Source organism: Ruegeria sp. AP11 (genome assembly GCF_056535865.1).
In genome coordinates, this window is record NZ_JBQFJB010000001.1 from 3,565,634 (window position 1) to 3,577,554 (window position 11,921).

The 11,921-nt window shown below is 61.4% G+C and carries 12 protein-coding genes, 1 tRNA gene and 2 pseudogenes; 6 read left to right on the forward strand and 9 right to left on the reverse strand.

From position 1 onward, the window contains the following. The 3 genes from ACR3E4_RS17840 to ACR3E4_RS17850 all read left to right on the forward strand — a co-directional run bounded on the left by ACR3E4_RS17840 (nt 1) and on the right by ACR3E4_RS17850 (nt 1,783). Complete coding sequence (locus tag ACR3E4_RS17840) at nt 1–504, forward strand: MerR family transcriptional regulator (protein WP_480567100.1); 504 nt, start codon at nt 1–3, stop codon at nt 502–504. A 61-nt stretch (nt 505–565) separates the two neighbouring features. Beyond that, nucleotides 566–642 (forward strand) — tRNA-Pro (locus ACR3E4_RS17845). A 61-nt stretch (nt 643–703) separates the two neighbouring features. After that, the gene (locus tag ACR3E4_RS17850) at nt 704–1,783 is read left to right on the forward strand and encodes a 2'-deoxycytidine 5'-triphosphate deaminase (RefSeq protein WP_480531950.1); all 1,080 of its coding nucleotides are present in this window, start codon (nt 704–706) and stop codon (nt 1,781–1,783) included. 307 nt (nt 1,784–2,090) lie between these two features. Here the strand turns inward: ACR3E4_RS17850 and scpB are convergent, their stop codons facing one another. From scpB to argS, 6 genes and pseudogenes are all read right to left on the reverse strand, one after another. Next, nucleotides 2,091–2,741: an SMC-Scp complex subunit ScpB gene (gene scpB, locus ACR3E4_RS17855; protein WP_480531946.1), complete on the reverse strand. Its 651-nt coding sequence runs from the start codon at nt 2,739–2,741 to the stop codon at nt 2,091–2,093. Beyond that, the gene (locus tag ACR3E4_RS17860) at nt 2,734–3,528 is read right to left on the reverse strand and encodes a segregation and condensation protein A (RefSeq protein WP_480531944.1); all 795 of its coding nucleotides are present in this window, start codon (nt 3,526–3,528) and stop codon (nt 2,734–2,736) included. Before ACR3E4_RS17860 ends, scpB begins: the two co-directional genes overlap by 8 nt. Beyond that, complete coding sequence (gene nagZ, locus ACR3E4_RS17865) at nt 3,518–4,525, reverse strand: beta-N-acetylhexosaminidase (RefSeq protein ID WP_480531942.1); 1,008 nt, start codon at nt 4,523–4,525, stop codon at nt 3,518–3,520. The genes ACR3E4_RS17860 and nagZ overlap by 11 nt, the downstream gene beginning before the upstream one ends. Continuing rightward, a complete protein-coding gene (locus tag ACR3E4_RS17870; RefSeq protein ID WP_480567101.1) occupies nt 4,522–4,611 on the reverse strand; it encodes a hypothetical protein in 90 nt (29 codons plus the stop codon). The genes nagZ and ACR3E4_RS17870 overlap by 4 nt, the downstream gene beginning before the upstream one ends. Beyond that, complete coding sequence (locus tag ACR3E4_RS17875) at nt 4,598–5,563, reverse strand: SPOR domain-containing protein (protein WP_480567102.1); 966 nt, start codon at nt 5,561–5,563, stop codon at nt 4,598–4,600. Before ACR3E4_RS17875 ends, ACR3E4_RS17870 begins: the two co-directional genes overlap by 14 nt. Nucleotides 5,564–5,651: 88 nt before the next feature. Then, nucleotides 5,652–7,394: pseudogene (gene argS, locus ACR3E4_RS17880) on the reverse strand (arginine--tRNA ligase). Nucleotides 7,395–7,482: 88 nt separating this feature from the next. Between argS and ACR3E4_RS17885 the strand changes: the two are divergent. Continuing rightward, nucleotides 7,483–8,079, forward strand: a complete 597-nt coding sequence (locus ACR3E4_RS17885) for a putative pterin-binding protein (RefSeq protein ID WP_480567037.1) — start codon at nt 7,483–7,485, stop codon at nt 8,077–8,079. Here ACR3E4_RS17885 and ACR3E4_RS17890 read toward each other — a convergent pair. Then, on the reverse strand, nt 8,061–9,218 hold the full coding sequence (locus tag ACR3E4_RS17890) for a deoxyguanosinetriphosphate triphosphohydrolase (RefSeq protein WP_480531934.1): 1,158 nt from the start codon (nt 9,216–9,218) through the stop codon (nt 8,061–8,063). The genes ACR3E4_RS17885 and ACR3E4_RS17890 overlap by 19 nt on opposite strands. Before the next feature lie 76 nt (nt 9,219–9,294). On the opposite strand from ACR3E4_RS17890, the gene ACR3E4_RS17895 reads away from it, so the two are divergent. Then, nucleotides 9,295–9,618 carry a HesB/IscA family protein gene (locus ACR3E4_RS17895; protein ID WP_480531932.1) on the forward strand — a complete coding sequence of 108 codons (324 nt, stop codon included), beginning with the start codon at nt 9,295–9,297 and terminating at the stop codon, nt 9,616–9,618. 279 nt (nt 9,619–9,897) lie between these two features. Then, entirely contained in the window at nt 9,898–10,677 is a 780-nt protein-coding gene (xth, locus tag ACR3E4_RS17900; protein WP_480531930.1) for an exodeoxyribonuclease III, read from the forward strand. A gap of 4 nt (nt 10,678–10,681) precedes the next feature. On the opposite strand, the gene ACR3E4_RS17905 is transcribed toward xth, so the two are convergent. After that, on the reverse strand, nt 10,682–11,515 hold the full coding sequence (locus ACR3E4_RS17905) for an FAD-dependent monooxygenase (RefSeq protein ID WP_480567103.1): 834 nt from the start codon (nt 11,513–11,515) through the stop codon (nt 10,682–10,684). A 152-nt stretch (nt 11,516–11,667) separates the two neighbouring features. Next, nucleotides 11,668–11,829, reverse strand: a pseudogene (locus tag ACR3E4_RS17910) (FAD-dependent oxidoreductase); the annotation flags it as partial. Between the last annotated feature and the right edge of the window lie 92 nt (nt 11,830–11,921).

The following is an 11,921-nucleotide window of genomic DNA, read 5'->3' on the forward strand; positions in this document are numbered from 1 at the left end:
GTGCTGCGCTTCTGGGAAAGCAAGTTCACGCAGGTCAAACCGGTCAAACGGGCCGGAGGGCGGCGGTATTACCGCCCCAATGACATGCGCCTGCTGGGTGGTATCAAGAAACTGCTGCACGAGGATGGCATCACCATCAAGGGTGTCCAGCGTATCCTGCGCGAGCAGGGCGTCGCGCATGTGGCGTCTTTGTCCCCGGCGCTGGATGACGCCGAACCCGAATCCGCCGCTGACAGCACGGTTGTCCCCTTCACCGCGAAACCGGCCGAGCCCGCAGATCAGATCGACATGGATCTGGGCGAGCCGGTTCAGCCCGCCAAGCCCGAGGCTGTGGAACAACCACCGCAGCCGGACGCGCTTGATGAGGCTCCGCTGATGGGTGGAATCGCCTCGCTGGCGTGGAATCGGGCCGAGTATGACGACGAGTTGCTGCATCAGATCGCACCGATCGCCAAAGACCTGCGCAAGTGGCTGGATCGTGTCGAACACCGCACGGCGGGATAGCAAAAAAGGCGATGATTTCCTCTTGCCCCCGCCGGGAAAGTCTTTATGAACACCTCAACGTCGGGCTATGGCGCAGCCTGGTAGCGCGTCCGTCTGGGGGACGGAAGGTCGCAGGTTCGAGTCCTGCTAGCCCGACCAAATCACACCGACGTTTATGGCACATAGGCCAGATCCCGCTCTGGCAGCAGAGGGGATCGAGATGACAGGTGTATGCCCGAACCAGCAGCTTGAAGCGATGATCGCACGCGGCGAAATCACCGCAAGCCCGGAGGTCATTCCGGCGCAGGTACAGCCCGCCAGTCTTGATCTGCGTTTGGGTACAGTGGCTTACCGGGTGCGTGCCTCGTTTCTGGCAGGCGAAGGACGCTCGGTCGCGGACCGATTGACCGAGTTCGAGATGCACCGCATCGACATCACCGACGGGGCCGTTCTGGAAAAAGGCTGCGTCTATCTGGTGCCGCTGATGGAATCGCTCGCCCTGCCCGATGATGTCAGTGCGGTGGCCAACGCCAAAAGCTCCACCGGGCGGCTGGACCTGCTGACCCGTACCATCACCGATGGCGGTACCGAATTTGACCGGGTCCCCGCAGGCTATACCGGCCCGCTTTTTGCTGAAATCTGCCCGCGGTCCTTCTCGGTTCTGGTCCGGCCCGGAATGCGGTTGAACCAGATCCGGTTCCGCAAGGGGCAGGCGGTGCTGAGCGACGCGGAGCTGACCACCCTGCATGCGCAGACACCGCTGGTTGACGGACCCGCCGTCATTCAGGACGGTTTGGGCTTTTCGGTCGATCTGCAGCTGCCCGATACCGATCTGGTGGGCTATCGCGCCAAGCCCCATACTGGGGTGATCGATCTGGACCGGATCGGCGAATATGACCCGCAGGAATATTGGGAAGAGGTGCGCACAAAGGACGGGCGCATCATCCTTGATCCCGGCGCATTCTACATCCTCGTCAGCCGCGAAGCGGTGCATATCCCGCCGATGTATGCCGCCGAAATGGCCCCCTATCTAGCCATGGTAGGTGAGTTCCGCGTGCATTACGCAGGCTTCTTCGATCCCGGCTTCGGCCATGCCGAGGCGGGCGGCGCGGGATCGCGTGGCGTTCTGGAAGTGCGCTGCCACGAGGCGCCCTTCGTGCTGGAGCATGGACAGATTGTCGGACGGCTGGTTTATGAGAAAATGGCCGAGATGCCGACGCAGCTATATGGTGCGGGCATTGCCTCGAACTATCAGGGTCAGGGGCTGAAACTGTCCAAACATTTCAAGCCCGTAAGCTGAGTTTCAGAACTTGATGAAACGCCGCATCTGGCGTGTGACCTGCTTCATCTGATTGGCGCTCTGCTTCTGGCGCGCGGTGGTGTCACGCATCTGGCGGTCAGCTTCGGGGCTGTTTGGTGTCTGGGTCTCCCCCGGCTTGCGGCCTACCCGGCTTGCCAGATCGACCCCTTGTCGATCCCATGGTTCACAAGCCGGCGCGTCACCTGACGTATGATCATGTCGATGATCCGATTGGCATTCATTGGCTCAACTCCGTTTCCTGCGCCCTACAATAGTGCCGTTCTGCGGCAACAAAAGGGCTGTTCGATCACTCTTCCTCGAACAACTCGGTCTGATCCTCATCCGCGTCTTCTTCCTGCCCCTCGCCCAACGGCACTGCGCCCGGAGGTGGGCGGTTTTCCAGCAACCCGGCTGCGCGAAGCTCTTTCAGACCCGGCAGATCGCGGGCATTTTCTAATCCGAAATGGTCCAGAAACTCGGGCGTCACAACAAATGTCACCGGTCGGCCCGGCGTCATGCGGCGGCGGCCCAGCCTGATCCACTCCATCTCGAGCAGCTGATCGATAGTGCCGCGCGACACGGAAACGCCGCGGATCTCTTCGATCTCGGCCCGGGTACAGGGCTGGTGATAGGCGACGATGGCCAGCGTCTCAATGGCGGCGCGGCTCAGCTTGCGGGTCTCGACGGTTTCCTTTTGCATCAGGAACCCAAGATCGGGGGCGGTGCGAATGGCCCAGGCCTCACCCACACGGACCACGCGCACACCGCGCCCTTCATAACGCTTCTGCAGCGATTCGACCGCCTGTGCCGCATTGCTGCCATGGGGCATCCGGGCCTCTAAATCGGCGATGGTCACGGGCTGCGCGCTGGCGAACAGCACCGCCTCGACCATACGTTCCTGTTCCGCCAACGGGGGCGCTTCGAACAGGGTGCCGGTTTCTTCGGGGGCGTCAGTCACGGGTTTCGGTCCTCTTGCGCAGATGGATCGGGGCGAAAGTTTCGCTCTGCTTGATCTCCATATGTCCTTCTTTCACCAGTTCCAGCGAGGCCGCAAAGGTCGCCGCCGTGGCCGAGCGCCGCCGTACCGGGTCAGCATCCCAGCCGTCGGGCAGATAGGTCTCCATATCCGTCCATGTCCCCGCGAAACCGATCAGCGGACGCATCCGTTCCAGCGCTTGCTCCATCGTGAAGACGGCGTCGCGGTCCATGACGAAGGGGCGGAATTCATCGCGGGTGCGAATGCGGGCATAGCCCTGCATCAGGTCCAGCAGCGTGGCGGAATAGGTCACGGTGCGAATGCGGGTGACATCCTCGCCCTGCCCGCGTTTGAAGAAGTCGCGCCCCAACTGGTCACGTGCCATCAGCCGTGCGGCGGCGTCGCGCATGGCCTGCAGACGCTCAAGCTGGAACGCCAGATGCGCGGCCAGTTCCTCGCCCGAGGGTCCTTCGTCATCGGGGTCAGGCGGCAGCAGCAGGCGGGATTTGAGAAAGGCCAGCCACGCCGCCATCACCAGATAATCCGCAGCCAGTTCAATCCGCAGCTGCCGCGCCTTTTCGACAAAGGTCAGATATTGCTGCGCCAGCGCCAGGACCGAGATTTTACGTAGGTCCACCTTTTGCGTGCGAGACAGGGTCAGCAGCACGTCCAGCGGGCCTTCGAACCCGTCGACGTCAACGATCAGCGCTTCGGCCGCAAGCCGATCGGCAACCGAGACCGGGTCTTCGCTAAAAAGGTTATCCTGCATACACCTGCCCGCCCATTAGGGCAGATAGTTCCGCTTCGGCGGCTTGGATGTCAAGTTCCGCCGGGGGTTTGCGCATGGCCAGCGCGCGATCTGCGCGGGACTGTGCCGCCTGCGTCATCTGGCCTGCGGTTTCCAGCACGGCGCGACGCTCGTCAAAGCTGCCATTGCAATGCAAGACGACATCGCAGCCCGCCTGCAGCGCTTGCCGCGAGCGTTCGGGCACAGTGCCGCTGAGCGCTTTCATGGTGATGTCATCGGTCATGATCAGCCCTTCAAAGCCGATCACATCGCGGATCACCTGCATCATCGGGGCGGAAATTGTGGCCGGGGTCGCGTCGATCTGTTCAAACACCAGATGGGCCGTCATTCCCATCGGCAGATCGTTCAGCGACCGGAATGGCGCAAAGTCCGTCCGGGTCAACTCGTCCAGAGGCAGCTCGACGCGCGGCAGGTCAAAATGGGTGTCCAGCGTCGCGCGGCCGTGGCCCGGCATGTGTTTCATCACCGGCAGGACGCCCCCATCCAGATGCGCCTGCGCCACGGCGCGCCCGATCTTACCGATCGTAACCGCATCATCGCCATAACAGCGGTTGCGCAGAAAGGCGTGGGTATCAGGCCGCGCCACATCCACCATCGGGGCGCAGTTGCTGTCGATGCCCAGCTCGAACAGCTCATGCGCAATCAGGCGATAGCGCAAGTACATAGCACGTTCGGCCAGATCGCCAGCTTTGGCGGTGTGATCCAGCGGAGGCAGCCATTCGCGCGCAATCGGGGCACGCAGACGCTGCACGCGCCCACCCTCCTGATCGACCGTGATGGGGCAATTGCGGCCCACCGCTTCGCGGAAATCGTCGCACAGGGCGCGTACCTGATCGGCGCTTTCGATATTGCGGGCAAACAGAATGAACCCGAACGGGTTCATCTCTTTGAACAAGGCTCTCTCATCCGGCGTCAGGCGCAGCCCTTCGGCATCGGAGATGACGGCGCCAAAGCTCACCGGACGGCGACCGGGATGCAATCGGCCCCCTGCGCCACCAGCGCGGCGCAGAACTGACGCGAGTCGCTCAGATCATCGAACCCCATGACGCGCAGCCGATAGAAGGTGCGACCGCCGCTTGAGGTTTTGGATAACGCGCTGTTTTCCGTTCATATATTCGCCAAACCGGCTATTCAAACGCGCCCATTCCGCTTGCGCCACATCGTTGCTTTCATAGGCCCCGAGCTGCGCCAGCCGCGTACCCTTGGTCAGGGTATCCGGATCAACATCCAGACCTACGGCGGCCTTCACGGCGGCATTGATCGCCGCCTCGGTGGCGCTGTTCGACGAAATCGAGCTGCGGGTTGCACGGGCCGGACGCACCAGCGGGCGCAGCGATCGGCGCACACCCGGCAAGGCCGCAATCTTCGGGTCGGGCAATTGAGCGGCCAGATCGGCGGGATCAATCGCAGGCTCATCCTCGGGCGTGACCAATGAGGCCAATTGAACGCCCTGCTCTTGCACCTGTTCGGTCTGGGTATCGGCGGCGAGGCCTTCGACCAGCGCGTTCACGACAGCCTGATCGGTGGTGGGTTCTTCGATCACCTGCACGGCATTGGTGGCCTCAAGCGCGGCCATGGGGGTGTCTTCATCGGTCAGCGACACAGGGCGCGGGGCCAGGATCAGCCGATCCGCCGGGGGTGCGGCGGTTCCGACAGCGGCCACAGTGTTCACTGCAAGGCCCTGATGATCCGCAGGTGTACCGCCCGGATTTTCAGGCTGGATGCGCATCGGCCCTTCGGCGGCGCGCACAACCGGCACTCCGCTGACGTCACGCATCACCAGCTTGTACCCCCAGACGCCGACGCCCGCGACCAGCGCCAGCGACGCGACCGCCCCCAGAACGTTGACAATACGGCCAAACCCGGCGCCCGCGCGCGGAACCGGTTCATAGTCGTACATCTCATCTGAATAGTCATACGCATTCTCAGGATGCGCTTGATTCGAGTAATCCATCTGCTCGGGGCTTGCCTGCCCCGAGTAATCGTAACGTGCCATATCCGCCTCACCGCCCGTTTCGCGCCTTAAAAAGATGGCGCGCGGGTCATTTCTTGCCTACCTCGTACCGGCGGTTCGGGCGATTTTGTTACCGCATCTCCTGCGCCGGGGTAACGCCAAGAATACCCAAGCCCGCTGAAATCACAACAGAAACAGCGCGGGCCAATGCGATTTTCGACTGGCTTGTGGCAACATCGCCATCCTGGATGAAACGCAACTGGGTTTCATCGTTGCCCTTATTCCACAATGCGTGGAAATCTCCTGCAAGTTCATACAGATAGAAGGCAACGCGATGCGGTTCGTTGGTACGCGCTGCAATCTCGACCAGACGCGGCCATTCGGCCAGTTTCTTGGCCACGGCCAGTTCCGAGGCGTGGTCATTCTTGCTCAGATCAGCCCCGCTCAGCGCCGCATCGTCTGCCGCAATCCCGGCCTCGGCGGCGCGTCGCAGCACGCTCATCACGCGGGCATGGGCGTATTGCACGTAGAACACCGGGTTCTCGCGGCTCTGCTCCAGCACCTTGTCGAAATCGAAGTCCAGCGGCGCATCGTTCTTACGGGTCAGCATCACGAAACGGGTTACATCAGGGCCAACCTGATCGACCACATCGCGCAGGGTGACAAAATTCCCGGCCCGCTTGGACATCTTGAACGGCTCACCATTCTTCCACAGCTTCACCAGTTGCGTCAGCTTGATATCCAGCGGCACCTTGCCGTCGGACAGCGCCGATACAGCCGCCTTCATCCGTTTGACATAGCCGCCATGGTCCGCGCCGAACACGTCGATCAGCGCGTCAAAGCCACGGGTCACCTTGTCATAGTGGTAAGCGATATCGGGGGCGAAATAGGTCCAGCTGCCGTCCGACTTCTTGACCGGACGGTCCACATCATCACCATGCTCGGTCGATTTGAACAGGGTCTGCTCGCGCGGTTCCCAATCCTCGGGCTTCTTGCCTTTCGGAGGTTCAAGAACGCCTTCATAGATCAGGCCCTTGTCGGTCAGCGACTGCAGCGCCGCCTCAATCCGACCGGTGCCATAGAGAGATTTCTCGGAGAAGAACACGTCCATCTCGACGCCCAGCGCCTTCAGGTCAGCGCGGATCAGGTCCATCATCGCGTCGGTCGAGAATTCCCGAAGCTCTTCCAGCCAATCGCTTTCCGGCTTGTCGATCAGGCTGTCGCCGTATTTCTCTTCAGCGCCTCGCCAATCGGGATCAGATAGTCGCCGGGATACAGCCCTCGGCAATCTCGGGGCTCAGCCCGTTGGCTTCGCGGTAACGCTCGTAGGCCGACCGCGCCAGAACATCCACCTGCGCGCCGCCATCGTTGATGTAATACTCGCGGGTCACGTCATGGCCGGAATAGGCCAGCAGACTGGCCAAAGCGTCGCCGAAGACGGCCCCCCGCGTATGACCCACATGCAGCGGGCCAGTGGGGTTGGCCGAAACATACTCGACATTCACTTTCAGCCCCTGTCCCATGGTCGAGCGGCCATAGTCGGTGCCCTGCTCCAACACCGCCGCCAGAACGCCCTGCCAGACAGACGGAGCCAGACGCAGGTTCAGGAACCCTGGCCCCGCGACCTCGGCACTGGTGATCCGGTCGTCCGCAGCCAACTTTCCGGCCAGCACATCGGCAATATCGCGCGGCTTCATCTTCGCCGGTTTCGCCAGCACCATCGCCGCATTGGTCGCCATGTCGCCATGCGCCGTATCGCGCGGCGGTTCGACCGCCACGTTGTCAAAGCTCAACCCTCGGGCAGCGCGCCTTCGGACTGCATCTGCGCCAGCGCGTCCAGTACCAGAGAGCGGATCTCGGAAAACAGGTTCATTTCGGATGTCCTTTTGCTTGCCGGGCGGTTTAACACGCATCACGGCAAGGTCAATGGACGCCTATAGTTTGCGCTTGGCTTGGCGCATATGCCGGGTAATCTCGGAACCGCCCCCACCAACACCGGAGATCACATGCGCCGTATCCTGCCCCTTGCCCTGCTTCTGTCCACCGCCCTGCCCGCCTGGGCCGAACTGCCCACCCCCGAAGGTCACGTCATCCTGACCCTGGGCGGCGCCGTCACCCAGACCAACCTTCCCGCGCGCGCCGAGAATGACGGCGGCCTGTTGGGTTACCTCGAAGTCACACATTCCGGTGCCGCAGGTTTCGATGCGACCATGCTGGACGGGCTGGAGCAGGTCGAGATCACCATCCCCTACGGCCCGTCCGAGAACCAGCGCGACTATGTTTTCTCGGGACCGCTGCTGTCCGAGGTGATGCAGATGGCCGGGGCCGAAGGCAAATCTGCGCTGCCCATGGCATTGGACGGCTATCAGGCGGAAATCCCATGGCAGAGCATCAACGCACATCAACCCATCGTGGCCACCCATGCGGATGGCGTGCCCATGGGCATTGGTGGCTATGGCCCCACAATGATCGTCTTCCCGCCAACCGATGATGCCGAACTGGCCCAGACGCAGGCCAGCCAGCAGGTCTGGGCCATCGCCTATATCGCGATCGAGTGATCCCCGGTCAGCCGGGCATGATCCTGCAGCGCAAACCTGTCGGTCATGCCCGCAATATAATCCGAGACGATCCGGGCCAGCGCCGTCTCGTCCGCCGCCGCCTCGATATCGCTGTGCCAATGACCGGGCATTTGTTTCGGGTCGTTCAGGTAGATGGGAAACAGCTCCTCAACCACTTTGCTGACCTTGGCACGCACCTGCATCACGCTGGGTGCGCGGTACATGCGCGAAAACAGGAACGCCCGGATCTGCTTGAGTTGCGCCCATAGGTCATCCGAAAATTGAATGACCGGGTAACCCAGATACCTGATCTCCTCGACCGACTGCGCGCCAGAGGCGGCGATCAGCCCGCGCGACGTGTCGATCACGTCCGAGACCATCACGCCAAACACCCGCCTAAGCGCCTCATGTCGGCGGCGATAGGTGTCCAACCCTGGATACTTGGCATCCACCTCGGCAAAACAGGCGTCAATGATCGGAAGTTGCTGAATATCGGCGTCACTGAACAAACCGGCGCGCAACCCATCGAACAGGTCGTGATTGTTGTACGCAATGTCATCCGAAAGCGCGGCCACCTGTGCCTCGGCGCTCGCATGGGTATGAAGTTCCAGATCAAAGCCCTGATTGCACTCGGCCAAAGCCCAGGGCAAATCACCAATGACGGGGCCGTTGTGTTTGGCAATCCCTTCCAGACATTCCCAGGTCAGGTTACAGCCGTCGAACTCGGCATAGTGGCGTTCCAGTTTGGTAACGATGCGAATGGCCTGCGCGTTATGATCAAACCCGCCATATGGCTGCATCAAAGCGTGCAGCGCATCCTCGCCCGTATGCCCAAACGGCGTGTGCCCCAGATCATGCGCCAGTGCCACCGCCTCAGTCAGTTCCGGATTCAGTCCCAGCGCGCCGGCAATGGTCCGCGCCACCTGCGCGACTTCGATGGAATGCGTCAGACGGGTGCGGTAGCTGTCGCCCTCATGCTCAACAAACACCTGTGTCTTATGTTTGAGCCGCCGAAACGCGCTGGCGTGAATGATCCGGTCGCGATCACGCTGAAAGCATGACCGGAAGCTGCTTTCTTCCTCTGGTACAAGCCGCCCCCTTGCGCGGCCTGGATCCGAGGCAAAACCCGCTCTGTTCAAAGGTCTTGTCCTTGTCGCCTGTCTTCAGGTTTCATATATTGTACAGCGCTGAGGAAATAAACCTTTGGAGACCGGCATGAATCTGCCCCCAAAAGTCACAGATCGCGCCTTTGACCGGCTGGCCGAGATCGGCGCAGCGGATCAGGGCCAGGCCCTGCGCGTCGCGGTAGAAGGCGGGGGATGTTCCGGTTTTCAATATGAAATCGCGCTGGACGAACCGAAAGAGGATGACCTTGTGCTGGAAGGCAAGGGCCAGAAGGTCATCGTTGACGCGATATCGCTGCCGTTTCTTGAAAATGCCGTGATCGACTTCACTCAGGAACTGATCGGCGCGAGGTTTGTGATCGAGAATCCGAACGCCACCTCCTCCTGCGGCTGCGGTACGTCGTTTTCGATGTAACCACCGGTGGGGGCATTGCCCCCACACCCCAGGATATTTTTAGCCAGATGAAGAGGGATCCGCTCTCTGACCAGCAAAGATCAGAGAGCTTCATCTGGCGCGGTCATCGGCGTCCCCGTCTGTACCGCCAGATCATTCTTCATACTTCTGGTTAAGGATCCGTTACTTCATCTGGCTAAATATATACCGGAGCGCGAGGCAGAGCCTCGCCCCCGCTCTCGACTTGCCGTTGGGCCCGTTCTGCGCGATAGGTTGCCATAAGGCTTCGGAGGATCGCGCATGAAAATCGCCACATTCAACATCAATGGCATCAAAGCGCGGGCCGAAGCTCTGCCTCGCTGGCTGGATGAGGCGCAACCGGATGTTGTGCTTTTGCAAGAGATCAAGTCGGTGGACGAAAACTTCCCACGCGAGATGTTCGAAGAGCGTGGATATAATGTCGAAACCCACGGGCAAAAGAGCTTTAACGGCGTTGCGATCCTGTCAAAACTGCCGCTCGAGGATGTGACGCGGGGATTGCCTGGCGACGATTCAGACGAACAGGCGCGTTGGATCGAAGCGACTGTCGTGGGCAAGCAGGCATTGCGGATTTGCGGGCTGTATCTGCCAAACGGGAACCCGGTGCCAGGTCCGAAATATGATTATAAGCTTGCCTGGATGGAGCGGCTTTTCGATCGGGCGCGCGACCTACTTGCCGCTGAGGAACCGGCGCTGATGGCCGGAGACTACAACATCATTCCGCAGCCAGAAGATGCGAAACGGCCTGAGGCCTGGCGTGAGGATGCCCTGTTTCGCCCCGAAAGTCGTGCCGCATTCCGGAAGATTCTGAACCTGGGATTCACCGAAGCTTTCCGCGCCCGCACGCAGGGCCCCGGCCATTACTCTTTCTGGGACTATCAGGCTGGTGCGTGGAACCGCAATGACGGTATCCGGATCGACCATTTTCTGCTGACCCCGCAGGCCGCTGATCTGATGCGAAACTGTCAGATCGATGCCGAGGTGCGGGGGCACGAGAAACCGTCTGATCACGTACCGGTCTGGGTGGATCTGGACCTTTGACCGATCACGCGGTCGCGTCGTAGTCGTAAATCCAGTCATAGCGGCGCGACAATCGCGATCCGATCACCGACAGGGCCGCTTGTGCCGCCAGACGCATGGGACCACGCAGATGGAAATTGCGCGCGTTCGCATTCGCGGCGGCAACCACCCGTCGGGCGCGCGGACGGCGCAATGCTTCGTAAGCGGTTAGCGCTTGCGCCACACCGGATTGACCCTCGAAGGCACGGATCAGGCCCCATGCATCTTCCAGCGCCAGGCAGGCCCCTGCGCCATGAATGGCAGCGTTGTGGGCGGCATCACCCAGAAGGGCCAGCCGACCATTCTGCCAGCATTCCGCCACCGGGCGCAGGAACAGAGCCCAAAGATGGACCTCCTCCACCTGAGACAACAAATCGCCAACCGGTCCTCCGAAATCGGCAAACCGACTGCGCAGGTCGTCCGGATCACCCTGACGGCGCCAGCCTTCCTCGCGCCAGTCCGAACGCTCTTCTATGGCAACGATATTCATCAGGCTTTGATCGCGCAAAGGATAGCTGACCACGTGACGGCCCGGTCCCATCGTCAATGAGGCACGCGCGGCCTCGGCCCGCTCGGACCAGGGGACGGTCGCGCGCCATGCGATCTGATGGGTGAACTCCGGCGTTTCCTGCCCGTTCAGAAGCGGGCGGATCAGGCTGCGGCCCCCATCGGCGGCAATCGTACATTCGGCGCGCAGCCTCTCACCAGAGGCCAGAATGACTTCGGCCTCGCCCGGGTGCTTGCATACCTCGACAACGCGCGCATCCAACCGGATGTCGACCCCTGCCCGTTCTGCCGCGTTGTGCAGGAGATCCAACAAATCGGCGCGGTGATAATAATAGGTCGGCCCAGCTGTTGGCCCGGCAACGCGGCTGATGACGCGCCCTTTGCGAAAATCCTCAGGACAGTTCCGGCCGAACGCAATCCGGCCTCGGATTCATCACCGACCACCCCCAGAGCCCGCAAAACCACCATGCCATTGGCACTGATCTGCAACCCTGCCCCGACCTCGGTCAGCGCCGGAGCCTGTTCCAACACCGTCACCCGCGCCCCGCGCTGCCGCAGCGCCAGTGCTGCGGCCAGACCGCCGATCCCGCCGCCAATGACACAGAATTTCAGACCGTTGAGATTCATGCCCCCGCCATAACGAAAAACGCCGGAGTGGAAGACCCCGGCGTTTATTATGTCTTTGGAACTCCAGCGATCAATCGTCGCGGTGAACCTTT

Coding starts and splice junctions, on each gene's coding strand:
- ACR3E4_RS17850 (WP_480531950.1), top strand. CDS start 704: ATGACAGGTGTATGCCCGAACCAGCAGCTTGAAGCGATGATCGCACGC.
- ACR3E4_RS17860 (WP_480531944.1), bottom strand. CDS start 3,528: ATGCAGGATAACCTTTTTAGCGAAGACCCGGTCTCGGTTGCCGATCGG.
- ACR3E4_RS17870 (WP_480567101.1), bottom strand. CDS start 4,611: ATGGGGTTCGATGATCTGAGCGACTCGCGTCAGTTCTGCGCCGCGCTG.
- ACR3E4_RS17875 (WP_480567102.1), bottom strand. CDS start 5,563: ATGGCACGTTACGATTACTCGGGGCAGGCAAGCCCCGAGCAGATGGAT.
- ACR3E4_RS17885 (WP_480567037.1), top strand. CDS start 7,483: ATGCCGGGTAATCTCGGAACCGCCCCCACCAACACCGGAGATCACATG.
- ACR3E4_RS17895 (WP_480531932.1), top strand. CDS start 9,295: ATGAATCTGCCCCCAAAAGTCACAGATCGCGCCTTTGACCGGCTGGCC.
- xth (WP_480531930.1), top strand. CDS start 9,898: ATGAAAATCGCCACATTCAACATCAATGGCATCAAAGCGCGGGCCGAA.